The organism is Planctobacterium sp. R6 (genome assembly GCF_055755215.1).
Window position 1 is genome coordinate 202,428 of record NZ_JBVTQY010000003.1, and the last position, 22,603, is coordinate 225,030.

The window sequence follows — 22,603 nt, forward strand, 5'->3', positions numbered from 1 at the left end:
TCTGTACTTATCATTCCCGCCACCAAGACTAACTCAATCCCTCATTTCAATGCACTAAAAAATACCGTAAAAGTCGCGATATCAGGCTTTTTTGGCGGCGAACTGAAGATAATTTACCGAAACATCGTTACTTTTTCGCCATACTTTGGTCAACGGGTTATATTTTAATCCCACCTCAGAAAAAACATCACATTGCCCGCTTCGCAACATCGCCTTCAGCTCCTGAGGTTAAATACCAGTTCCATTATATATTTGCCCTCTCAGCGCAGCCTCAGGGACATTAGTTCGAGGCGTGCGAATGAAAGAATACTGGTGGTCTTGTGAACTTCGCACAACAAAGAAATAATGTTCCTGAGGTGCGTCTACGATGGGGCTGAAAAGCATTTATACTGCGTTGGATGTTTTTGATTTAGGCCCGCTAGACCTGTAAACATCCGCCTTGTCTAAATGCTTTTCATCACCCACTGAGATGGGTAAATATATAGTGGAACTGGTATAGCAAAGGCTTTCCAGCTATGTGTGCCCACGGGCAACATGCGCATCACATACTCAGCACCGACAATGGCTACGATATAGGATTTAATTGTGCGGTTCAGCGTCGCCAGTACCAGTAAGCCTCCCGGTTTTAGCAAACTGCAACAATCATCCAAAAGGGCTTGTTGATCAGGCACATGCTCAATCACTTCGGTATTAATCACGATATCGAACTGACGATTATCCTTTAATAGCGCATCAGTCAGACAGTGACGATACTCAATTGCCAACCCGCCTTGCTGTGCATGTCGTTGAGCTACTGCAATGCTCATGGCACTGGCATCAACACCGGTTACAGTCATGCCAAGCCTGGCTAACGGTTCACACAGTAAGCCACCACCACAACCGACATCCAGCGCATTTAACTTTGACAAATCGCACCCTGAAAAATAGTGTGTTATTTACTGTTCAATCAGCTTCCAGCGACAGGCATTAAAGGCCAGTACCTGTTGGTACTGACCGTTGGGATCCCACCACGACGCCGCCAGCTTATCGAACCGGGCAATTTCAGCAGTGTTTGTGTTGTCTTTTTCCACAAAGGTTAATCGGCTTTTATCCAGCATTTTTTCGCCTGTACAAAAAAGGGCGACTCAATGTCGCCCTTTCAAACTTTTAAAGCTCTTCGGTATTTACGCAGCGGGTTTGTGCTCAACCGCTACCGGAACTTCATCGCTCAGTAAGTTCAAATCAAAGTCGTATTCGTCGACTCTGACTGCCACACGTCGTTTAGCATCATAATCTAATACGGCGTCAGCATCAGCCTGGTTCAGTACACCACGTTTTTGCATTTCTGCAACTATGGTGACGAAATCAGAACCCGGAGCCACTGGCTCTTTGCGCAAGGCTTTTTGGATATTGCGCAAAATCGGCATTACGGCGTGTTTGGCGATAAATGCCTGATAGTTAATGTCATAACCATCACCCGCTTTGGTTTCTACCAGATGGGTAATTTCATTGCGGAACGCGTTGTTCTGCAGACTGACTTCTGACAACTCACGCACCAAATCATCAGAAATGGCATGCGTACTGTTGCTGTAAGTTGCCGTTAACAAACGCATCAGGCCACGTACTGCAGTGTTCGGGAAGTTAGCCACAAACGCTTTTTGCGCTTGCTCTGCCTGTTGTAAGGCCCACTGAATGCCGTATTCAAAATAAGGCTTAGCATCGGCACGATTAGCTTCGCTGACTTTAGCTTCGTAAAAACGAATCGCCGCCATCGACATGTAACCATAGCTCATCATGTCACCCAAACGCGCAGACAACATTTCCGCTTTTTTCAGATCACCACCTAACACCAATAATGCCAGGTCAGCCATTGTCGCCAGGTTAGAGGCTACCTTGTTCAGGCGCTTCTCGTATTTAGCCACTTCAGGCAATTTAGCCGTGCTGCCACGCAGGAATGGTAAATAGCTCTTACCCATACTACGGAAAGCATTCGCCACACTGAATCCGATGGTTTTTCTCAGTAATTTGTTAAATTTCGCATCTGCGTCTTTCTCATTACTGTGAATCTGCTCCACCAGCTCTTTCATGTAAGGGTGACAACGCATTGTACCCTGACCAAAAATCATCAAACTGCGGGTCAGAATGTTAGCCCCTTCTACCGTGATAGCAATAGGCTGTGCTTTGTAGCCATTGGCCATGGTGTTTTGTGGACCCTGCTGAATGGCCTTACCTGCGGTGATATCCATGCCGTGCTGCAGTACTTCGCGACCCAGCTCCGTCATGTGGTATTTAGCCATCGCGGTCACCACTGAGGGTTTCAGACCTAAGCCCAGACCTTCAGTTGTCAATTGACGCATCGCTTCTAACAGGAAGGTTTTACCCGCCATGTCGGCCAGCTTTTCCTGAATACCTTCGAAACGACCAATTGGTACGCCAAACTGTTCACGAACAAAAGAATATTCGGTAGCCGCTTTAAATGCCGACTGAGCCGACGATGTACCCAGTGCCGGCAGTGAAATACCACGACCTGCACCCAAACATGCAACCAGCATCTGCCAACCGCGACCGATGTTGTTTTGACCACCAATGATGAAGTCCATTGGAATAAACACATCTTTACCACGAGTGGTACCGTTGTAGAAACGCATCCCCATTGGATCATGGCGATTGCCTAACTGCACACCAGGGTGAGATTTAGGGATCAAGGCACAGGTGATACCCAATTCGACTTTGTCTCCCAACAGTCCATTGGGGTCCAGGCACTTGAACGCCAAACCTAACACAGTGGCAATTGGCGCCAGGGTGATATAGCGCTTGTCCCAGGTGACAGACAGACCCAGCACTTCTTTGCCTTCCCACATCCCTTTAGTCACAACACCAATATCGGGGATCGCACCGGCATCAGAGCCTGCGTCAGGACCTGTTAATGCAAAACAGGGCATATCCTGACCAATGGCCAGTTTGGGTAACCAGTAATCTTGCTGTGCTTTAGTACCATAGTGCATGAGTAACTCGCCCGGACCTAAGGAGTTAGGCACCATCACAGTTACCGCAACAGCACAGCTGCGAGAAGCAATTTTCGACACAATGGTCGAGTTAGCATAAGGACTGAACTCCAGACCACCGTAGGCTTTTGGAATGATCAGGGCGAAGAATTTATTCTTGCCTAAAAAGTCCAGAATCTCTTGCGGAACATGAACACCGTCTTCCTGCAGACGATAATCATCAACCATTTCGATTAGTTCACGCAGAGGACCATCAATAAATGCCTGCTCATCTGCTGTTAATTTTGCCTGAGGCACATTTCTCAGTGCCGCCATATCGGGAACGCCACGATAGACAGAAGCTTCCAGCCACACATCACCGGCGTCCAGCGCCTCTTGCTCTGTAACTGAAATTGGGGGTAAAACCTTCTTAAACGTTGTACGTATACTCATAATATTCACTCATCTGACATCCGACCAGTTGAAATGATTATGATAGAAAATGATTTTTGGATCAAAGTTTTTTAACAAACAATTCAAAAAATTGTATTATTTTTAAGCAAAAAGCCGTACTGAGCGCCTGTAATAAACAACTGATTTACAATTGTTTTTAGTGCTTTAAGAGGGGCTTTAGAAATTGCTGCCTGGAGGCGTTTTTGAGCCTTGTCAGCAAGCCATATTGGGCTAATTTTGCACCCTAAATTGGCGAAAAAGAGGCATAAGAGCTACCGACAAGGTAGCTCTGAAAAGATAATCAGGCGGACAATGACATGTTTTCGCCCAGTTTTTTCAGACGACCGTTTTTAATGCCATAGATAAAACTGTGCACGTTCAGCTCCTGTCCGGCAGCTTTGGCCGATTTAACCACTGAGGTTCTCAAAACGTTATTTGCCTGCTCGATAACATTGATTTCGCACATGCGATCATCTCTGGCTTCGCCTTCCAGACCTTCTAGTTCATGGGCGTACTTACCCGCAACATCCTGAATGTGCCCTAACCAGTTGTCGATAAGTCCCAGCGGTTCGCCTTTCAGTGCCGCGGTGATCCCGCCACAACCGTAGTGCCCACAAACAATAATATGCTGTACTTTGAGCACATCAACGGCAAACTGCAATACTGACAAACAATTCAGATCAGTGTGAACCACCATATTGGCCACATTGCGATGTACAAATAACTCTCCCGGTAACAGGCCCACGATCTGATTAGCAGGTACGCGACTGTCGGCACAGCCAATCCACAGATATTTGGGTTTTTGTTGTTTGGATAACTTATCAAAAAACTCGGGGTTTTCTCTGTCGATTTCTTCCGCCCATTTGGCATTGTTATCGAGTAGTAACTGAATGTCCTGCATTTATACCTTCATATTTACGTGCGACTTTGCGGCAAAGTATAACCTGGATAAGTACACATGAAAGCTCGGATCTGTCTAACCCATAGCTGACTGATTTAACCATGAAAAGCAGAATTTTACCCGGACACAGTTGCCGGATAGCAATCAACTGCTATACCTGGATCTCCCACTTGTGAATACATGGAGCAACTATGCAGCTATTAAACTATCTGAATTTTAAAGGACAATGCGAAGACGCAATTAGCTTTTACCAAAAAAGCTTAGGTGCAGAAGTGATTATGCTGATGCGCTTTCAGGATATGCCACCCGAAGAAAGCGAAGCGTGTCAGATGCCGCCGGGATTGGACGAGAAGATCATGCATGCTGAACTGCAGTTTGGTGAAACCCGGGTCATGATGTCTGATAGCCCGGAATCCGGCGCTGCAGAGTTTAAAGGATTTTCACTATCAATAGCCGCAGACAGTGTTGAGTTGGCAGAAAAATACTTTTTTGCTCTGGCAGAAGAAGGCAAGGTCACTATGGCGTTGGCGCCGACATTTTGGGCGAAAATTTTCGGTATGGTAGAAGATAAATATGGCGTCAGCTGGATGGTAAATGTTGACAGCGATGAGATGCCGTCAATGTAATAATCCCCTCCCTGGCCCGGATAATACTGACCAGAGCGTGTTGACCTTTGCTGTACGAAATTTGTCGTAAATATTAGCGCTTTAATCACGGTACAGGCCTGGTGGTTCTAAGTCAAAGGCCTGTGACAAAGAGTAAAGCGCTTATATGACGAACCTTGCGGGCAGCGCCTGTGTGTAATTATCTGCGTTAAATGCTTTTGATTTATCCCTGCATGGATGTCGGTGATTAGAATAACGCAGGAGCAGTTATCGAGAGCCACCAGACCTTCAAGCATTCACCTTGTCTACCAAATGCTGTTGGAACAGCATAGAACAGCTTTAGCTGGCCTGCGAAGCAGGTGAGCTACAAGGAATTAGCAAATAAATTACACACAGACTGCTGCAAAATTGTACCGAAAAGTTCAACACACGCTAGTGCTTAGCCATATAATCCATGGTCAGGTTTGTCAGTAGTTTTACGCCCAGTTTCATACCTGAGTCATCCACATAAAATTCCGGGGTATGGTGTGCCGGAGCCTCTTTCACCGGGACATCCAGCGGTTTACCACCTACAAACAGGTAAAGCCCTGGGATCTCCTTCTGGAAGAAAGAAAAGTCTTCAGCGCCGGTCGTCGGTTTGCGACTGGTGACATGGTCTTTACCGGCAGTCCGCACCAGGGTATCTACCATATCTGCCATCAGCTCGGGATCGTTGTACGTCACCGGATAATTGTAATCCAGTGGTAGTGTCACTTCCGCCGTCGCCCCCATACTTTCAGCTATCGCTTTCACTTTGCGCGGTAAAGACTCATAAATGTGCTCGCGCGCCGCATCATTGAGGGTACGAATAGTCCCCACCATTTCCACTTCATTGGGAATAATATTCGAGCGCACGCCCCCCTGAATTTTCCCAATGGTGACTACAGCGCCATCTTCCACCAGTTCCAGCTCCCGACTTACGATAGTCTGCAGCCCCATAATAATCTGAGCCGAAGTCACCACCGGATCGACACTCAACCAGGGATAGGCACCATGAGCCTGCTTGCCTTTAACTACCACTTTAAAAGGGTCCACCGCAGCCATAATCCCCCCAGCGCGGTATGCCACCGTGTTGACATCTAAACCGGCCCAGATGTGCAGACCAAAGATCACATCTACATCCGGGTTTTTCAGCACTCCCTCTTCTACCATCACCTCAGCCCCACCGCGCTCTCCGGCAGGTGCGCCTTCTTCGGCAGGTTGAAAAATAAACTTCACCTGGCCTTTGAGTTCCGATTTTTTACTGGCCAGTATCGTGGCAGCGCCCATTAACATCGCCATATGCGTATCATGGCCACAGGCATGACTGACCGGCACTTCGTTGCCGTTGTACTCTCCTTTGGCGGTGGATTTCCACGCTAAATCGTTGCTTTCCAGTACCGGCAGACCGTCCATATCAGCCCGCAAGCCAATCACAGGTCCGGGTTTCCCGCTGTCTAAAATGGCCACAACGCCGGTTTTCGCCACCCCGGTTTGCACCTCAAAGCCCAACTCTCGCATATAGTCGGCAATATATTTGGCGGTTTCGAACTCCCGGTTAGACAGTTCCGGATGCTGATGAAAGTGATGTCGCCATTCGATAACCTTGGGTTCAATTTCATCGGCCACCTGAGCAACATCCGCGCTCACCTGAAGAGACATTGCAGCAGCAATGCCCAGTGCGATTTTTTTTATCATTTTTGTTGTCCTGCTGTTGGGTAGAATCAGTCTGTTTCTGATACTAACCGCGTAGCCCCGACAGACTCAACTAAATTTACATGCAGTCAGCCTGAAAGACGGTAGCAAAATTTATGGCTTTTTTAGTTTGCATAGATATTCATTTTATCTTCGTCAGACGAGGGTTTTCAGCTCTCTGGTGGACAAACTGGTATAAAATTTCATTGTGCCTGCATGTCTATTTTTTTCTGAAAAAGTGGGCATATCGTGCATTATTGCTATGCTTTTAGACATTTGGTAGCGTGGTGAAATCATGGCATTCAGTCGCTACCTCAGGCCTAACGCCAATCAATTCAACAGGACACATTTATGACTAAGTCAGTGCCGGAACAAACGTCACGTACCAATGCAAAAGATTCAGATGCCTTTGATATCTTCAATCTTCGTCATTATGTAGGCCCAAATCCCGATCTGTCCTGTGAAGCCCTGGCCTTTGACTTTGCCTTCACCGGTCACCCCAAACCCATTCCGTTAAACGATTTACACTCCGCCATCGCGGAACGACTCCCGGAGCTGGCAACCCAGGAATTTCAAAGCTATCAACAATTGTTTGGGCAAACCGTTTCTGCCATTAATCGCCTGGATCTGAATCTTCATATGAACAAACTGGAAATTCAGGAAAAGGAACAAGGCGCAAGAATCGCCTTTCAGGTGGTTCACAAAACCACCTCCTGGAAAGTGGTCTATTTTGTCTGGGACTGGTTTGAGTATATCTGCGATCCGGATAACAATGACTTTGACTATGATGCGCAATTTTCAGAATTACAGGATTCCTTTAACCGCTCGGTATTTGGTGGCCCTACCTCATACAGTTTGCTCAAAGCGGCCGCCAAAAAACACATCCCTGTTACCTATCTCTGGGATGAAGGCTTATTCCAATATGGTTATGGCAAAAACATGGTCAGAGGTATCGCCACCACCTTTGATGTAGACAGCCATGTGGATTCTGATTTCACCTGCCGCAAAGATGACTGCAAAGCCTTTTTGGCGGAATACGGTTTCCCGGTGCCCGAGGGCGAAGTGGTGTTTGAACTGGAAGAAGCCATCGAAGTGGCAGAAGATATCGGCTATCCGGTCGTTTGCAAGCCGGTTGTGGGTCACAAAGGCATTGGTGTAACCGCCAACATTGAAAACGAGGATCAATTGCGCAAAGCCTTCCTCAATGCGATTGCCGCTGTACCGGAAGGCGAGCCACAATCAATTATTATTGAAACCTTTATTCAGGGCAGCGATCACCGCATATTGTGCGTAGACGGTGAATTTGTTGCGGCGGTTAAACGCGATCCGGCCTACATAGTTGGTGACGGTGAATCCACAGTGATGGAGCTGATCAACATCGAAAACGGCAAAGAAATACGCGCCGATACCGCTACCTCGCCACTGGGTAAAATCCTCACAGATGATGTGATGGACAACACTCTGGAGGACGCGGGCCTGCATCGGGACTCAGTGGTCGAGCGCGGTGAAAAAGTCTATTTGCGCAAAGTAGCCAACTTATCCTTAGGCGGTGTCAGTGAGGATGTGACCGATATCGTGCACCCTGAAATTATCGCCATGAGTCGGGCAATTTCACAGCATTTCAAACTCACGGTATTTGCCCTGGATGTGATCACCGACGACATAGCCAATGACTGGAAACCCAGACAAGGCCAAAAGCGCGCCAATTTTGGCATCATTGAAATCAATGCCGCTCCCGGTATTTACATGCACCTCAAGCCTGCTTACGGTCGCTCAATCGATGTACCCACTCGTATTATCGAAACCTTCTTTGATGAGAGTCTCGACGCCCGCATCCCCATTCTGACCTTTAATAAACTCAGCAAACCTGGCATGAAACGCATTATCGATTATGTTATGCATCATGACATCTGCCGCTACCCTGCCGGCGTGTGTACAGAAGGCATGTTCCTGAAAAAACACGAGTTTCCGGTGAACCCGGATTACAACGCCAATATGCGTAATGTACTCAGAAATCCGCGGGTGGAAATGTTGCTGGCCGAAATGCCGCTGGCGGTATACGAAACCGAGGGGATGTATTACAACAGCTCAGATCTATTGGTACTGGAAGATCCCAACGAAACCGAAATGATTCTTGCTGAAGACATGGAGCCCGGCGCTATCGTGATGATCCGGATTGGCAATGACGTTGAAGTAAGACGCGGTGACAAAGAACCAGAAAAGATGCAGGTGGAATTTGAAGACGAGTTTCATTCCCTAATCCTGCATGAAATCAAAGCGCATTTTGGCAAAAAAATGATTCTACAACCGGCTCCCTTGTTGGGGAGCTAGGCTAAAAGCAGTTTAATTAGCAAATTGGATGTTTAAATTAATGCACAACAATAAAGGCACACTCACTTTAATCGGAGGCGCTGAAGACAGACAAAGTAACACCGGAGTTTTACAAAAACTGCTGGAAAAAACCCAGCCTAAATCGATCGCTGTTATCCCAACGGCGTCCATGTATGGCTATGAGTTAGGCGATGAATACAGAGCCTGTTTCCGTCGTCTGGGTGTGGACAACATAGAAATATTAGATATCAAAGAGCGTCGGGATACCGAAGAAGCACGTTATTTGGACATTGCCCGGACAGCTGACCTGATCTTCTTTACCGGTGGTGATCAGGTGAAACTGGCTCATGTATTTTTACACACAGGATTTTTACAAGTGATCAAAGATCGGTATTTTCAGTCCGGTCTGCACCTGGCGGGTACCAGTGCCGGCGCTATGATCATGAGTGATCCATTGATCTACGACGGCGACGACAAAGACTTTCAAAAAGGCGCAGTGTTTTATGAACCGGGATTTGGTGTCACCGCCAGTATTACCGTGGACACCCACTTTATGGAGCGCGGCCGAATCCCGCGAATTTGCGCCTTTCTGGCCTCCGGACACAGCAAACGCGGCATCGGTGTTGGCGAGAATACCGCAGCCTTTATTACCCCAGATGACAAGCTGGAAGTGTTTGGTGCCGGCATTGTGGTCATGTTCAACGCCGACCAAATGCGTTACTCCAACTTTCACGATATTAAAGAAAACGAACTGGTGGATGTGGATAACATCGCCACGTCGTTTTTAGTGCAGGGCTCGCGATTTGATATGACGAAATGGGCGCAGATTAAGCCTTCGAAACGCAAGAAGATTATTGCGGCTTCTTAAATCTGGGTTAATGTCATTGAAATAGTTAGGGAAGCAATAAGCGCCTGGTATCTCTTAAAATGTCCTTTACTGTTATACTGAAGATAACTCTCAAAGATTAAAAACGATAACCATGGATAAAAACCTACAAGATCTGCTCAATCAACCCGCTGAGCAGCGCTATAACTATCTGATCAATCAGGTAAAGAAGCACCAACAATTGTGGATTTTGGCAGATGATGTGGGTGCTGTGATGTTTAACAGCGAACAGGAAGACTGCATCGGTGTCTGGCCAGAAGAAGCGATGGCAAAATTGTGGTGTACAGATGATTGGGCCCATTGTAACCCCATGGCCATTTCTGTGGAAAAGTGGCTACAAGACTGGACGCCAGGTCTGGAAGAGGACGAGGTGTCCATTTTAGTAATGCCAGATGAAAACGATGAAGGTTTGGTGATTGAACCCTGGGAGTTGGCTGAACGATTAGGTTAACTTTGTAACTGGCGTCGAATTTCTCGCGGGTTGCATCCCACCGCCTTTTGCATCGCTGTACTAAAATGAGCCAGCGATGCAAAACCCATGTTCATGGCAATATCGGTTATTGATTGATTATCCATTAACCGGACCAGGCCTAAACTCAACCGCAGCATTAAGCGATACTGGTGCAAACTCATGCCAAAAACCGCTTTAAATACCCGGCACAGATGAAACGCTGAACTGTTTAATTGCTTTGCTATCCAATCCACTGAAATATTATCTTCCGGACACATTGCTATCATCTGTTGCGCGCCATTAGCCAGCGCCTGCCACGCGTTGCGCTTTTTCGCTGACAGGCAGGCAATATTATTGTCTGTTTGCAGGGTTAATACACAGTCTAACAATAGCAGCCCTTGTTCATAACCCGCCTCCGCACTTAATTCCCCGTTTCGTAAGGCGCTAAACAGCTTAAGCTGTGCCAGATACAAACCAGGTTGAATAGCTATCTGATCCAGGTTCAGTGCGTTTTCGCACACCTGAAATACCCGAAAATCACTCAACTGCAATGCCTGATAAAAATCCTTTGTTGTAAATTCAAACCAGTGACATTGATCACCTCTGGGGTCCAGTGCCTGGCGTTGATAAGGTTGCACACCATCATAAATATTGACCCGGGTGGCATCCGATAAAAACCGCTTTGCATAGGCTTTTTCAATGTAAGTGGGTGTCACAGGAAACACTAAAGTGGGCAAAGAGATCGCACCGGCAATAGTAAAGTCCGGACTTGCAGCAGGACAACTGAATCGCCCGATTTTCATTTTCGGATGATTCAATAGCAACTGACTGTAACCCGAACACTGCGCCTCTGACGTCATTTTTGAGCAATAATTTGGAAGTTTTTATTTATGTTACAGACTAAGATAGCAGCTATTAGACAAAAACAGGTAGCCACAACATGAAAGTGTTATTTAACGTCCTATTCCTGGTTTTCATTTCCATGTCTGCCGGTGCCCAGCAGTCAGTACCTGATTGCACCTCAAAAGCGCACCGACAGTTTGATTTCTGGGTAGGCAACTGGGTAGTAAAAGACAAAGACGGTAACCTTCAGGGCTACAATAACATCCAGTTACTGCTTAACGACTGTACCCTGCAGGAAAACTGGCAAGGCGCCAAAGGCAGCAGCGGTAAAAGCGTTAATTTTTACGACCGTCAAACCCAAAAGTGGCATCAAACCTGGATAGATGCCACCGGAGGTGCACTTTATCTGGACGGCGGATTACAGGGAAATTCCATGATTTTAAAAGGAACCCGCCCGGGCAGCGATGGTATCCCGGTACTACATAAGATTAGCTATACACCGCTGGAAGACGGTCAGGTAAAGCAACATTGGCAATATAGCCAGGATGATGGAAAAACCTGGCAGGATGCGTTTCTGGGCTTCTACAGCAGATCCAAAGTGAAAGATTAGCGTATTTTTTCTGGCTAATTTTGTTTCCTTAGCTACACTCCTGAACTGGATAACAGGTACAGGGTGTAGCAATGGAAAAAAATCAAATTCAACAGTTTCACGACGAAGGTTATTGTTTAGTCGAAAATGGCCTTCCACAATCACTACTTTCCCGTTGGCAACATCTGGCCCAACAACTGGAAGAGCAGGCCGTTAACAGCCATAAAAACAATCAGCAACCTCACGGTGCCGCCATCGTACAGGACAAAGCCGGTCCCAGACTCATGCGCTACGATGATATATTTGCCATAGATGCCGAACTGGTATTGGAGACCCTGGCCACACCGGCAATGTTAGACCTGACTAAAACCCTGTGCGGCGTGGGCAGTGTACCGGTACAAATGGATATACTGTACAAACAACAACACCCTCACCCGGTAATTAAATGGCATCAGGGCGCACAGCACAGTCGCGATTATCCCTACCTAAATGTCGGTATTTACCTGGATGATGCGCCGCTCGGTGACGGCTGTTTGCGTTATGTACCAGGCACACAACACAAACTCTACGATATCGAGGGCTTATCAAAAGAGCACGGCTGGGAAATCCCCGGCGTTGTTGAGCAACCGGCAAAAGCCGGGGATATTTTAGTTCAGGATATGATGATCTTACACGGCTCACAACCGAAACGCTCTCCAGGTGTCAGGCGCACCATCTACATTGAGTTGCGGCCGTGGCAATCTATTGTTGAATCTCAATCCCAAACTGAACATTGGGCTGAACTCAGAAAGCAATGGATGAGTTTAGTTTTGCAAAAAGATGCTGCCGCTATATGGCCACAACAATGGCGGGAGGATTATCCTGATGCGCCAGAAGTGCAGCTATTGGTTAACGAAATATTAGAGAGAAGGGAACCACCTCAACCTGCGGTCTGGGGAACCTTTCCGGTGGAATCAAAAGATTACCCGGTACCAGAGGATATGCTGGACTGGTAGATATATGTGTCTTAAAAACAAGTATCAAAATGAAGGGTATTGTGTGGTTAAAAACGCCGTACCTTCTGCTTTATTAACCCGGCTGGATAACATGGCCAAAGCCCTGGAAAATAAGGCCTTGGCGCTATCCAGTGAACTGGATTTAGAGCAAGCGGCAGTGGACAGCCTTGAGGTACCCACAACGGTATTCAGGATAAATCATGTTTATCGCACTGAAGCTGCCCTGGTAAACCAATTATTAAGCTCACCCCAAGTCTATAAAGCCATAGTATCTCTTGGCGGTGGCGACATCATCCCTCTTGGTGTTGATATCAATTTTAAAAGTTCGCATGTTGCGGCCGTAGTGCCATGGCATCAAGATTCAATTCACGATGGCACAGCCCCTTATTTTGCCATGGGTGTGTATCTGGATGACGCTGATGAAAATGATGGCTGTTTGCGCTATCTACCCGGCTCTCATAAACAAAAACAAGATGTTCATCAGCTGGCATCGCAGCATGGTTGGAATATACCACAGCACCAACAAGTGCCAGTTACAGCGGGGGATGTGTTATTTCACGACGTTATGACATTGCACGGCTCAACACCTAAAGTCAGCCCGGGTTCCAGACGAACAATTTATGTCGAATTTCGACCTGCCAAAGAAATACTGGCGACAGGTTCACAAAGCGAAAACTGGGTAAATTTGAGAAAGCGTTGGATGGCACTGCTGCATGCCAAGGCCATAAAAATGAACGATTCAGATATGAAAGATGATTCCCATGTCAAAGAACTACCCTCAGAGTTTTACCAGGACTTATATGCCAACAGGGAAAAGCCTACGCCTTCTAACTGGGCGTTTCCCCCAGTGAAACGAGAAGATTATCCCTGAAACAAAAAACCCGGCACAGGCCGGGTTTTTTAATCTCTAAAATCAGCTTACTTGCGCATAGAGCGGATAACCCGCAACTGTGCGATAGCTTGCGCTAATTCGTGTGCCGCTTCGGCATAGTCAAAGTCAGAGCCTGGGTTAGCAATGTGCTCTTCAGCACGACGCTTGGCTTCCAGGGCTGATTGTTCGTCAAGCTCTTCACCGCGAATCGCCACATCAGCAAGAACAGTTACTGTGCCTGGTTGAATTTCCAGAACACCGCCGTTGATGTATATGTGGGCTTCTTCGCCATGTTGCTTCACTAAACGAACCATGCCGGGCTGTAAGGTAGTCAGCAATGGAGCGTGACCTGGATGAATACCCAGTTCACCTTCACTACCCGTCACCTGAAGATGTTCAACGCGACCAGAGAACAAACTCTGCTCGGCACTCACTACATCCAGATGTGTTGTCATAGCTGCCATATCCCCCTCCTACGGTGGACCCGGACTCAGGCACATTGATTAACTCAATACGCCTGACCAATTACATATTCTTCGCTTTTTCTACAGCTTCTTCGATTGAGCCAACCATGTAGAAGGCTTGCTCAGGAAGGCTGTCGTATTCACCAGACAGAATTCCTTTGAATCCTGCGATAGTATCTTTCAAAGATACGTACTTACCCGGTGAACCAGTGAAGACTTCGGCTACGAAGAAAGGCTGAGACAAGAAACGCTGAATTTTACGAGCACGAGTTACGACCTGCTTGTCTTCATCAGACAGTTCGTCCATACCCAAAATTGCAATGATGTCTTTCAGTTCTTTATAACGCTGCAGTACAGTCTGAACGCCACGAGCAGTTTCGTAGTGTTCCTGACCGATTACCAGTGGATCCAACTGACGCGAAGTAGAGTCAAGCGGGTCAACTGCAGGGTAGATACCCAAAGAAGCGATATCACGAGACAATACGACTGTTGCATCCAGGTGAGCAAACGTTGTAGCAGGTGAAGGGTCAGTCAAGTCATCGGCTGGTACGTATACCGCCTGAATTGACGTGATTGAACCTGTTTTAGTAGAAGCGATACGCTCCTGTAGTACACCCATCTCTTCTGCCAGAGTAGGCTGATAACCTACCGCAGAAGGCATACGACCCAGAAGTGCTGATACCTCAGTACCTGCCAGTGTATAACGGTAGATGTTATCGACGAAAAACAGAACGTCACGACCTTCGTCACGGAATTTTTCTGCCATCGTCAGACCTGTCAGTGCTACGCGCAAACGGTTGCCCGGTGGCTCGTTCATCTGACCATATACCAGAGATACTTTATCCAGTACGTTTGACTCATTCATTTCGTGATAGAAGTCATTACCCTCACGAGTACGCTCACCCACACCGGCGAATACTGAGTAGCCGCTGTGCTCGATAGCGATGTTACGAATCAGTTCCATCATGTTTACGGTTTTACCTACACCGGCACCACCGAACAGACCAACCTTACCACCCTTAGCGAACGGACATACCAGGTCGATTACCTTGATGCCTGTTTCCAGTAGCTCAATGGAGCTGGACTGATCTTCATAAGAGGGCGCTTCACGGTGAATGGACATACGCTCTTCTTCACCGATAGGACCTGCTTCATCAATTGGATTACCCAAAACGTCCATGATACGACCAAGTGTGGCTGTACCAACCGGCACCTGAATTGGACTGTTTGTATTTTCAACTTTGATACCACGACGTAGACCGTCAGTAGTACCCAATGCAATGGCACGTACAACACCGCCACCCAGCTGCTGCTGAACTTCAAGAGTCAAACCCTCGAGATCACCACCAGTGACTTTAAGTGCGTCGTACACTGCTGGTACTGCGTCTTGTGGAAATTCAATATCCACAACAGCACCGATAATTTGGACGACTTTACCCAGACTCATATTTAGTCTCCGTTAATTTATAAACCTTTGCCTACACCGCAGCAGCACCACCAACAATCTCACTGATTTCTTGTGTGATTGCGGCCTGACGTGCTTTGTTGTATACCAGTTGTAACTCATCAATAAGGTTACCGGCGTTATCCGTAGCCGCTTTCATGGCTACCATGCGTGCAGCTTGTTCTGATGCTGCGTTTTCAACGACGCCCTGATATACCTGAGATTCAATGTAGCGAACCAACAATGTATCCAAAATCGGTTTTGGATCCGGTTCGTAGATGTAATCCCAGCGATGTTTTAAATCATCATCATCAGATTTTGGCAAAGGCAGCAATTGCTCAATTTCAGGTACTTGTGACATGGTATTTTCAAAACGATTGTTCACCAGGAAAATCTTATCCAGTTTACCTTCGTTGAATTGTTCCAACATCACCTGAACCAAACCTATAACATCACTGGCTGAAGGTGCTTCACCTAAACCGGATTCAGCAGCTAATACTTTGCCGCCGAAACGATTAAAAAAGCCGCAAGCCTTGGCACCAAGGGCCGCGAAATCAACTTCCACGCCTTTGCTTTGCCATTCCTTTACCGCTTTAGTGACAAGCTTAAACTCGTTGGTATTCAAACCACCGCACAAACCGCGGTCGGTAGATATAACAATAAAACCAACGCGTTTAACTTCACGCTCTTCCAGATAGGGATGTTTGTATTCCAGGTTACCATGAGCAATGTGGCCGATAACCTTACGCATACTGACTGCATAAGGACGACTGGCAAGCATGCGATCTTGCGCTTTTTTCATCTTCGAAGCCGCAACCATCTCCATCGCGCTGGTGATTTTTTGCGTATTCTTGATGCTGCCGATTTTGCCTTTTATCTCTTTACCGATTGCCATCATACTCTCCTGTGATTACAAGGAATGAAGCTGACGCTTCATTCCTTCGGGTTCATCACCACGTTTGTGTTGACTTGAATTTCTCTAAGGCCGCAGCCAAAGCACCTTCAATGTCTTTGTTGTAATCACCAGAAGCGTTGATGTTGCCCATCAGCTCAGCTTCTTCACTGTTCATGTAAGAGTGTAAAGCCGATTCAAAATCCAGAACCTTGTTCAGTTCGATGTCTTTCAAAAAGCCTTTTTCTACTGCAAACAGAGAAACCGCCATATCAGCAATGGACAGAGGCGCATACTGCTTCTGCTTCATCAGCTCGGTTACGCGCTCACCATGCTCTAACTGAGCACGAGTGGCTTCATCAAGGTCAGATGCGAACTGCGAGAAAGCCGCCAATTCACGGTACTGAGCCAATGCCAAACGGATACCACCGCCCAGCTTTTTGATGATTTTAGTCTGAGCTGCACCACCAACACGAGAAACCGAGATACCGGCGTTAACAGCAGGACGAATACCAGCGTTAAACAGGTTAGTTTCCAGGAAGATCTGACCATCTGTGATGGAGATTACGTTGGTAGGTACGAAAGCAGATACGTCACCGGCTTGCGTTTCAATGATAGGTAACGCAGTCAGTGAACCCGTTTTGCCTTTAACTTCACCGTTAGTGTAACGCTCTACGTAAACCGGGTTTACACGTGCAGCACGTTCTAACAAACGGGAGTGCAAATAGAAAACGTCACCTGGGTAAGCTTCACGACCTGGCGGACGACGTAACAACAATGAGATTTGACGATAAGCAACAGCCTGCTTAGACAAATCATCATAGATGATCAACGCATCTTCACCGCGGTCACGGAAGAATTCACCCATAGTACAACCAGAGTAAGGCGCCAGGTATTGCAGTGCTGCTGATTCAGAAGCAGAAGCTGCAACGACAATGGTGTGATCCATTGCACCGTGCTCTTCCAGCTTGCGCACTACGTTAGCAATAGTCGAAGCCTTCTGGCCTACCGCTACGTAGATACACTTAATGCCGGTACCTTTCTGGTTAATGATGGCATCAACAGCCAGAGCTGTTTTACCCGTCTGACGGTCACCGATAACCAGCTCACGCTGGCCACGACCGATTGGAATCATAGAGTCAACAGATTTGTAACCAGTTTGTACTGGTTGATCTACTGATTGACGGTCGATAACACCAGGTGCGATTTTTTCAACAGGTTCAAAACCTTCAGCGTCGATAGAACCTTTACCATCAATTGGCTCACCCAAAGTGTTAACAACACGGCCTAAAAGTGCACGACCTACTGGTACCTCAAGGATACGGCCGGTAGAGTTAACTTTTGTGCCTTCTTTTAAGTCTGCGTATGGACCCATGACAACTGCACCAACAGAGTCACGTTCCAGGTTCAATGCAATCGCGTAGCGATTGCCAGGAAGCTCAATCATTTCACCTTGCATTACATCTGCAAGACCGTGTACACGAATGATACCGTCAGTAACACTAACAATAGTACCTTCGTTGCGAGCTTCACTTACTACTTCAAACTGTTCAATACGTTTTTTGATCAGTTCTGCAATTTCAGTGGAATTAAGTTGCATGCCCTTTTTCCTCGTTATGCTTGTAACGCGTCCGTAAGACGGTTGAGTTTACTCTTAATGGAGCCGTCGATAACCATGTCACCAGCCTGGATTACAAAGCCGGCAATCAATTTAGGATCCACGTTACAATTCAGCTTAACTTTTCGTGCAAGGCGTTTTTCCAAAGACTGGCTGATTTCCTGTTGTTGCGCATCGGAAAGGTCCGTCGCTGATGTAACATCAACGTCAATCTCTTTCTCGTATTCCGCTTTCAACTCAGTAAACAGTACCAAAATCTCTGGTAAGGCCTGTAAGCGCTTGTTTTCAGCCAAAACTTTAATAAAGTTTTGGCCATTCTCATTCAATTGTTCACCGCAAAGATTGATAAACAAATCCGCTAAGGTTTCTGCTGCGACAGCGCCGCTGAGCATTTCTTTAACAGTTTCGTTTTTGGCAACTTCTGCAGCAAAATGCAGCATATCCAGCCAGTCAGTGACGGCCTGATTTTCTACTGCGTAATCAAATGCAGCATTCGCATAGGGACGAGCAACGGTTGTCAATTCAGACATAGCTCAGTCTCCCTTATAGCTCGGTGACAAGTTTTTCAACAATGTCACTGTGTGCTGCTGAATCAATTTCACGAGCTAAGATACGCTCCGCGCCCACAACTGCCAGAGTTGCAACCTGTTTGCGAAGTTCTTCTTTAACACGATTACGTTCAGCTTCGACTTCGGCTTTACCTTGATCAATGATTTTGGCACGCTCTTCGTGACCGCGTTGAGTTTCCTCATCAACGATTTGTGTCGCGCGCTTTTTCGCTTGTTCAATGATGTCAGCCGCCTGTGCTTTTGCTTGTTTCATTTGCTCAGTTGCTTTTTTCTGAGCTAATTCGAGATCTTTTTCCGCGCGATCAGACGCAGCAAGACCATCAGCAATTTTCTTTTGGCGCTCTTCAATTGCACCCAACAGGTGTGGCCATACGTATTTCATACAGAAAAGTACGAACACGATGAATGCAAGTGATTGTCCAATTAGAGTAGCGTTGATATTCACAACCCCATCTCCTCTGTTCGTTTAATAAAAAGGTGTCTAAATTAGTTAGCGCCCAAAACGAACAACATATACAAAGCAATAGCTACACCGATCATCGCGATCGCATCGATAAGACCCGCTACGATGAACATACGAGTTTGCAGTGCAGGCGCCAGTTCAGGCTGACGAGCAGAAGACTCAAGGAACTTACCACCCAAAATACCAAAACCGATCGCCGGACCTAAGGCGCAAAGACCGATCAGGATGCCAACAGCAATATACAAATTACCTAAGATTTCCATGTTTAATTTACCTTTTAGTTTAAGTTTAAAGTTGAAGTTTAAAAATCGTCAGCAGCGTAATTTAAAATCGAAATACGCTGCCGTTGAATCTAGTGTTTCTCGTGTGCCATGCTCAGGTAAACGATACTCAGCATCATAAAAATAAATGCCTGTAGCGGAATTACCAGAATATGGAATACGGCCCAAATGAAATGCAGTGGTAACTGGAACAAGCCCACCATTGCGATCAAGATGAAGATCAGTTCTGCTGCGTACAGGTTACCGAACAAACGCAGTGCCAGCGATAGCGGCTTAGCGAACAGAGTAACCAGTTCCAGCACCAGGTTTACCGGGATAAATGCCCAGTGGTTAAAAGGATTCATAGACAGCTCTTTAACAAAGCCAAATCCTTTCACTTTAAATGAGTAGTAAATCATTAACACAAACACGCCGATAGACAGGGCAAAGGTCAGGTTAAGATCTGTAGTAGGTACCACCTTCATGTACACATCATGCGAATCCATGCCGAAGAAAGACGCGCCGATTAAACCTGCCGTAGCCGGTAACCAGTCAATCGGAATGATATCCATGATGTTCATCAACAATACCCACATGAATATCGTTAATGCCAGAGGTGCAATAACCGGGTTTCTGCCATGGAAAGTACTGTTAACGGTATCGTTAACAAATTCCACGATCATCTCGATGAAGCACTGAAACTTACCTGGTACACCGGTATCCGCTTTTTTAGCCGCACTTCTAAAAATGGCTAAAAACAAAATACCTAACGCAATTGACCAACCCAGGGTATCAATATGCCAAACCCAAAATCCACTATCCGCACATGCTTTATTGAAGGCCAGACCCGTATCGGTCGAGCACATCTTTGCATTGGTTAAGTGGTGCAAAATATATTGTGAACCTGTCAGTTCACCACCAGATGCAGCCATTTTCTATCCTAAATGTTTAAGTTTAAAAATCTTTTCAGGCAACGTGTTTGTTATTCACACGGTGCAAAATAATCAGTATTGGGTACTGCAGTAACAACATGCTGCAAAACCCTAAAATCACTTTCGCTTTATCCAAAAAGGGAATTTGGTAAATGGCCATGAAAGCCAACAACACCAGCAACAATTTTAATTTGTTCCCTTTTTTCATGCTGTTTACGACTTCTCTGGTTTTACTGGCGCCGGAAAAGCGGAACACAAAAAACGCGAAAACAGCATTGGTCAATACGCTCAATGTTCCACCAGTGACTACGGAGATTGCGGAGGAGAGGCCATCCATCAGAAAAAATACCATACCTGACAGGATGACTATCGCAAATTGCAAGACTAGCATCTGTTTGGCCAACCTTTTACCGGCTTTTGCCAAATCCATAAGCTAAGAGTTCCTCATAGGGTCACACAGAAACTTAAAGCGCGAAAAGTATACTGCTTTAAAACCAGTTTTCAAGCCAAACCGCTCTAAGTCTGAAAGATCCGGTTACATTATCATCACAGAATTACTTTACCGCGACGTTTTTATGAATTCTTTTCAATATGGGACAAAATCCCGTCTAATTGTTCCAGGGTGCCAAAGTTGATCACCAGCTTGCCTTTGCCTTTGGCATTATGAGAGATGGCAACAGTGGTGCCGAGATTTTCACCCAGACGATTTTCCAGACTTTTTACATCCGGGTCTTCTACCGGTTCTGCTTTTTCCGGCTTAGGTTGCATAATTTTGCGCACCAGTGACTCGGTATCTCTGACGGTTAACCCTTTGTTGGCCACCGTTTGTGCTGCTTCACTTTGTTTTTCACCTTCCAGGGTTAACAAGGCTCTGGCGTGCCCCATCTCGATGTCACCGTGTTCCAGTAAGGTTTTAACATCCTCATTGAGATTATTCAGACGTAAAAGATTCGTTACGGTGGTGCGGGATTTGCCTACCGCTTCAGCCACTTCCTGGTGGGTTAACTCAAATTCCAGAATTAATCTTTCCAGTGCCTGGGCTTCTTCCATGGCATTGAGATCTTCGCGCTGAATGTTCTCAATCAGGGCAATAGCAACAGCCACTTCATCCGGCACGTCTTTGATCAGGCAAGGCACCACATCCAGTTCAGCAAGCTGTGCTGCACGCCAACGACGTTCACCGGCAATAATTTCATATTTGTTTTCAGCCATCTGGCGAACCACGATAGGCTGGATAATTCCTTGCGAACGAATGGAGGAGGCCAGTTCTTCCAGTGCTTCCGGAGACATGTCTTTACGAGGTTGATAGCGACCAGGCTGTAAAAATTCCACCGGCAGTTTTTGTAATTCGCCTTTGTTTTCCGCTATCTCAGGCACATCATCGATTTTCACTTCGCGCTGTGTCTGGCTGGTTGCTAGCAAGGCATCTAAGCCCCGTCCTAATCCTCTTTTCTTCGCTGACATAATAATCTCTTGGACAATACTGGCAATTACCTGAAGGTAATCGGATTTTACAGGCCGGACGTCAGTCCGACCGCTTTGTCAAAACGACCTGGTATTGTCGGACCAAGGCCCGAACTACAGGTTTGATTTACTTTTTACCCCGACGCAAAATTTCACCGGCCAGCGCCAGGTAGGCCTTGGCACCTGTGGATGATTTTTCGTAATACATGGCAGGCGCACCAAAACTGGGGGCTTCTGCCAGACGCACATTACGGGGAATAACGGTGCGATATACCTGCTCCCCAAAATGCCGCTTTAGTTGTTCAGATACATCGTTGGCCAGACGGTTGCGCGGGTCGTACATGGTGCGTAACACGCCTTCGATTTTCAGCTGTGGGTTAACCACTGACGCCAACTTCTGAATGGTATCCAGCAGTGCCGTTAAACCTTCCAGCGCGTAATACTCACACTGCATAGGCACTAATACGGAATCGGCTGCTGCCATGGCATTGACCGTTAACTGACTGAGCGAAGGGGGGCAGTCAATAAAAATAAAATCGTAGTGCTCGCGTACCGGCTGAATGGCATTGCGCAGTCGCAACTCCCGGGCAAAGACTTCCATCAGTTTAATTTCAGCCGCAGTAACGTCACCGTTGGCTGCCACCAGATGATATTTACCTGTGGTGGCTTCAACAATCACATCCTGAATCGGTTTTTCTTCAATCAATAACTCGTAAGCTGTTGATTCCACCTCGTATTTATCAATGCCACTACCCATAGTTGCATTGCCCTGGGGATCGAGATCTATCAACAACACTTTGCGCTTCGTTGCCGCCATGGAAGCAGCCACATTGACCGCGGTAGTGGTTTTACCCACACCACCTTTTTGATTTGCTATTGCGATTACCTTGCCCAAA

The 22,603-nt window shown here is 46.7% G+C and carries 24 protein-coding genes; 7 read left to right on the forward strand and 17 right to left on the reverse strand.

Annotated elements, in window-relative coordinates; translation table 11 throughout:
- Positions 1-443: 443 nt before the first annotated feature.
- From ubiG to can, 4 genes are all read right to left on the reverse strand, one after another.
- Positions 444-935, reverse strand: a complete 492-nt coding sequence (gene ubiG / locus AC0J20_RS03765) for a bifunctional 2-polyprenyl-6-hydroxyphenol methylase/3-demethylubiquinol 3-O-methyltransferase UbiG (RefSeq protein WP_473020697.1) — start codon at positions 933-935, stop codon at positions 444-446.
- A complete protein-coding gene (locus AC0J20_RS03770) occupies positions 936-1,097 on the reverse strand; it encodes a hypothetical protein (protein WP_473020668.1) in 162 nt (53 codons plus the stop codon).
- Positions 1,098-1,163: 66 nt separating this feature from the next.
- Positions 1,164-3,416 carry an acyl-CoA dehydrogenase gene (locus tag AC0J20_RS03775; RefSeq protein WP_473020670.1) on the reverse strand — a complete coding sequence of 751 codons (2,253 nt, stop codon included), beginning with the start codon at positions 3,414-3,416 and terminating at the stop codon, positions 1,164-1,166.
- Positions 3,417-3,717: 301 nt separating this feature from the next.
- Complete coding sequence (gene can / locus AC0J20_RS03780) at positions 3,718-4,317, reverse strand: carbonate dehydratase (RefSeq protein ID WP_473020671.1); 600 nt, start codon at positions 4,315-4,317, stop codon at positions 3,718-3,720.
- A 191-nt stretch (positions 4,318-4,508) separates the two neighbouring features.
- Here can and yjdN point away from each other — a divergent pair, with 191 nt between their 5' ends.
- On the forward strand, positions 4,509-4,943 hold the full coding sequence (gene yjdN, locus AC0J20_RS03785) for a VOC family metalloprotein YjdN (protein ID WP_473020672.1): 435 nt from the start codon (positions 4,509-4,511) through the stop codon (positions 4,941-4,943).
- Between the two features lie 411 nt (positions 4,944-5,354).
- Here the strand turns inward: yjdN and AC0J20_RS03790 are convergent, their stop codons facing one another.
- Positions 5,355-6,602, reverse strand: a complete 1,248-nt coding sequence (locus tag AC0J20_RS03790) for an amidohydrolase (protein WP_473020699.1) — start codon at positions 6,600-6,602, stop codon at positions 5,355-5,357.
- 384 nt (positions 6,603-6,986) lie between these two features.
- Between AC0J20_RS03790 and AC0J20_RS03795 the strand changes: the two genes are divergently transcribed.
- From AC0J20_RS03795 to AC0J20_RS03805, 3 genes are all read left to right on the forward strand, one after another.
- Positions 6,987-8,966 carry an acetate--CoA ligase family protein gene (locus AC0J20_RS03795; RefSeq protein WP_473020673.1) on the forward strand — a complete coding sequence of 660 codons (1,980 nt, stop codon included), beginning with the start codon at positions 6,987-6,989 and terminating at the stop codon, positions 8,964-8,966.
- Positions 8,967-8,994: 28 nt separating this feature from the next.
- Entirely contained in the window at positions 8,995-9,834 is an 840-nt protein-coding gene (locus tag AC0J20_RS03800; protein WP_473020674.1) for a cyanophycinase, read from the forward strand.
- A 112-nt stretch (positions 9,835-9,946) separates the two neighbouring features.
- The gene (locus AC0J20_RS03805) at positions 9,947-10,303 is read left to right on the forward strand and encodes a DUF2750 domain-containing protein (RefSeq protein WP_473020675.1); all 357 of its coding nucleotides are present in this window, start codon (positions 9,947-9,949) and stop codon (positions 10,301-10,303) included.
- On the opposite strand, the gene AC0J20_RS03810 is transcribed toward AC0J20_RS03805, so the two are convergent.
- Entirely contained in the window at positions 10,300-11,163 is an 864-nt protein-coding gene (locus tag AC0J20_RS03810; RefSeq protein WP_473020676.1) for a helix-turn-helix transcriptional regulator, read from the reverse strand. The two genes, AC0J20_RS03805 and AC0J20_RS03810, sit on opposite strands and share 4 nt — an antisense overlap.
- 80 nt (positions 11,164-11,243) lie before the next feature.
- Between AC0J20_RS03810 and AC0J20_RS03815 the strand changes: the two genes are divergently transcribed.
- The 3 genes from AC0J20_RS03815 (at position 11,244) to AC0J20_RS03825 (ending at position 13,601) form a co-directional block, all read left to right on the forward strand.
- Complete coding sequence (locus AC0J20_RS03815; protein ID WP_473020677.1) at positions 11,244-11,756, forward strand: hypothetical protein; 513 nt, start codon at positions 11,244-11,246, stop codon at positions 11,754-11,756.
- A gap of 71 nt (positions 11,757-11,827) precedes the next feature.
- Positions 11,828-12,730: a phytanoyl-CoA dioxygenase family protein gene (locus tag AC0J20_RS03820; protein ID WP_473020678.1), complete on the forward strand. Its 903-nt coding sequence runs from the start codon at positions 11,828-11,830 to the stop codon at positions 12,728-12,730.
- 4 nt (positions 12,731-12,734) lie between these two features.
- Positions 12,735-13,601, forward strand: a complete 867-nt coding sequence (locus tag AC0J20_RS03825; RefSeq protein WP_473020679.1) for a phytanoyl-CoA dioxygenase family protein — start codon at positions 12,735-12,737, stop codon at positions 13,599-13,601.
- Positions 13,602-13,648: 47 nt separating this feature from the next.
- On the opposite strand, the gene AC0J20_RS03830 is transcribed toward AC0J20_RS03825, so the two are convergent.
- The 11 genes from AC0J20_RS03830 to AC0J20_RS03880 form a co-directional block, all read right to left on the reverse strand.
- Positions 13,649-14,065 carry a F0F1 ATP synthase subunit epsilon gene (locus tag AC0J20_RS03830; protein ID WP_229530433.1) on the reverse strand — a complete coding sequence of 139 codons (417 nt, stop codon included), beginning with the start codon at positions 14,063-14,065 and terminating at the stop codon, positions 13,649-13,651.
- A 61-nt stretch (positions 14,066-14,126) separates the two neighbouring features.
- Positions 14,127-15,512, reverse strand: a complete 1,386-nt coding sequence (gene atpD, locus AC0J20_RS03835; protein ID WP_229530434.1) for a F0F1 ATP synthase subunit beta — start codon at positions 15,510-15,512, stop codon at positions 14,127-14,129.
- 31 nt (positions 15,513-15,543) lie between these two features.
- A complete protein-coding gene (gene atpG, locus AC0J20_RS03840) occupies positions 15,544-16,404 on the reverse strand; it encodes a F0F1 ATP synthase subunit gamma (RefSeq protein ID WP_229530435.1) in 861 nt (286 codons plus the stop codon).
- A 55-nt stretch (positions 16,405-16,459) separates the two neighbouring features.
- Positions 16,460-18,001 (reverse strand): F0F1 ATP synthase subunit alpha, encoded by a 1,542-nt coding sequence (gene atpA, locus AC0J20_RS03845; RefSeq protein ID WP_229530436.1) that lies wholly within the window; start codon positions 17,999-18,001, stop codon positions 16,460-16,462.
- 14 nt (positions 18,002-18,015) lie between these two features.
- Positions 18,016-18,549 (reverse strand): F0F1 ATP synthase subunit delta, encoded by a 534-nt coding sequence (gene atpH, locus AC0J20_RS03850; RefSeq protein WP_229530437.1) that lies wholly within the window; start codon positions 18,547-18,549, stop codon positions 18,016-18,018.
- A 13-nt stretch (positions 18,550-18,562) separates the two neighbouring features.
- Positions 18,563-19,033, reverse strand: coding sequence for a F0F1 ATP synthase subunit B (gene atpF, locus AC0J20_RS03855; protein ID WP_473020680.1), 471 nt, complete (start codon positions 19,031-19,033; stop codon positions 18,563-18,565).
- Positions 19,034-19,074: 41 nt separating this feature from the next.
- Entirely contained in the window at positions 19,075-19,314 is a 240-nt protein-coding gene (gene atpE / locus AC0J20_RS03860; protein ID WP_473020681.1) for a F0F1 ATP synthase subunit C, read from the reverse strand.
- 89 nt (positions 19,315-19,403) lie between these two features.
- Positions 19,404-20,243, reverse strand: a complete 840-nt coding sequence (atpB, locus tag AC0J20_RS03865; protein ID WP_473020683.1) for a F0F1 ATP synthase subunit A — start codon at positions 20,241-20,243, stop codon at positions 19,404-19,406.
- Between the two features lie 34 nt (positions 20,244-20,277).
- Positions 20,278-20,673, reverse strand: a complete 396-nt coding sequence (locus AC0J20_RS03870) for an ATP synthase subunit I (RefSeq protein ID WP_473020685.1) — start codon at positions 20,671-20,673, stop codon at positions 20,278-20,280.
- Between the two features lie 143 nt (positions 20,674-20,816).
- Positions 20,817-21,707: a ParB/RepB/Spo0J family partition protein gene (locus AC0J20_RS03875; protein ID WP_229530442.1), complete on the reverse strand. Its 891-nt coding sequence runs from the start codon at positions 21,705-21,707 to the stop codon at positions 20,817-20,819.
- Between the two features lie 127 nt (positions 21,708-21,834).
- Entirely contained in the window at positions 21,835-22,602 is a 768-nt protein-coding gene (locus AC0J20_RS03880) for a ParA family protein (protein WP_229530443.1), read from the reverse strand.
- Position 22,603: the final 1 nt, after the last annotated feature.

What these genes read in the sequence shown, in the direction of transcription:
- atpE (WP_473020681.1), bottom strand. Translation starts at nt 19,314, where the DNA reads ATGGAAATCTTAGGTAATTTGTATATTGCTGTTGGCATCCTGATCGGT.
- atpD (WP_229530434.1), bottom strand. Translation starts at nt 15,512, where the DNA reads ATGAGTCTGGGTAAAGTCGTCCAAATTATCGGTGCTGTTGTGGATATT.
- AC0J20_RS03875 (WP_229530442.1), bottom strand. Translation starts at nt 21,707, where the DNA reads ATGTCAGCGAAGAAAAGAGGATTAGGACGGGGCTTAGATGCCTTGCTA.
- AC0J20_RS03775 (WP_473020670.1), bottom strand. Translation starts at nt 3,416, where the DNA reads ATGAGTATACGTACAACGTTTAAGAAGGTTTTACCCCCAATTTCAGTT.
- atpG (WP_229530435.1), bottom strand. Translation starts at nt 16,404, where the DNA reads ATGGCAATCGGTAAAGAGATAAAAGGCAAAATCGGCAGCATCAAGAAT.
- AC0J20_RS03800 (WP_473020674.1), top strand. Translation starts at nt 8,995, where the DNA reads ATGTTTAAATTAATGCACAACAATAAAGGCACACTCACTTTAATCGGA.
- AC0J20_RS03815 (WP_473020677.1), top strand. Translation starts at nt 11,244, where the DNA reads ATGAAAGTGTTATTTAACGTCCTATTCCTGGTTTTCATTTCCATGTCT.
- atpH (WP_229530437.1), bottom strand. Translation starts at nt 18,549, where the DNA reads ATGTCTGAATTGACAACCGTTGCTCGTCCCTATGCGAATGCTGCATTT.
- can (WP_473020671.1), bottom strand. Translation starts at nt 4,317, where the DNA reads ATGCAGGACATTCAGTTACTACTCGATAACAATGCCAAATGGGCGGAA.
- atpA (WP_229530436.1), bottom strand. Translation starts at nt 18,001, where the DNA reads ATGCAACTTAATTCCACTGAAATTGCAGAACTGATCAAAAAACGTATT.
- AC0J20_RS03790 (WP_473020699.1), bottom strand. Translation starts at nt 6,602, where the DNA reads ATGTCTCTTCAGGTGAGCGCGGATGTTGCTCAGGTGGCCGATGAAATT.
- AC0J20_RS03825 (WP_473020679.1), top strand. Translation starts at nt 12,735, where the DNA reads ATGTGTCTTAAAAACAAGTATCAAAATGAAGGGTATTGTGTGGTTAAA.
- AC0J20_RS03795 (WP_473020673.1), top strand. Translation starts at nt 6,987, where the DNA reads ATGACTAAGTCAGTGCCGGAACAAACGTCACGTACCAATGCAAAAGAT.
- AC0J20_RS03870 (WP_473020685.1), bottom strand. Translation starts at nt 20,673, where the DNA reads ATGGATTTGGCAAAAGCCGGTAAAAGGTTGGCCAAACAGATGCTAGTC.
- AC0J20_RS03810 (WP_473020676.1), bottom strand. Translation starts at nt 11,163, where the DNA reads ATGACGTCAGAGGCGCAGTGTTCGGGTTACAGTCAGTTGCTATTGAAT.
- AC0J20_RS03830 (WP_229530433.1), bottom strand. Translation starts at nt 14,065, where the DNA reads ATGGCAGCTATGACAACACATCTGGATGTAGTGAGTGCCGAGCAGAGT.
- yjdN (WP_473020672.1), top strand. Translation starts at nt 4,509, where the DNA reads ATGCAGCTATTAAACTATCTGAATTTTAAAGGACAATGCGAAGACGCA.
- atpB (WP_473020683.1), bottom strand. Translation starts at nt 20,243, where the DNA reads ATGGCTGCATCTGGTGGTGAACTGACAGGTTCACAATATATTTTGCAC.
- AC0J20_RS03770 (WP_473020668.1), bottom strand. Translation starts at nt 1,097, where the DNA reads ATGCTGGATAAAAGCCGATTAACCTTTGTGGAAAAAGACAACACAAAC.
- AC0J20_RS03820 (WP_473020678.1), top strand. Translation starts at nt 11,828, where the DNA reads ATGGAAAAAAATCAAATTCAACAGTTTCACGACGAAGGTTATTGTTTA.
- AC0J20_RS03805 (WP_473020675.1), top strand. Translation starts at nt 9,947, where the DNA reads ATGGATAAAAACCTACAAGATCTGCTCAATCAACCCGCTGAGCAGCGC.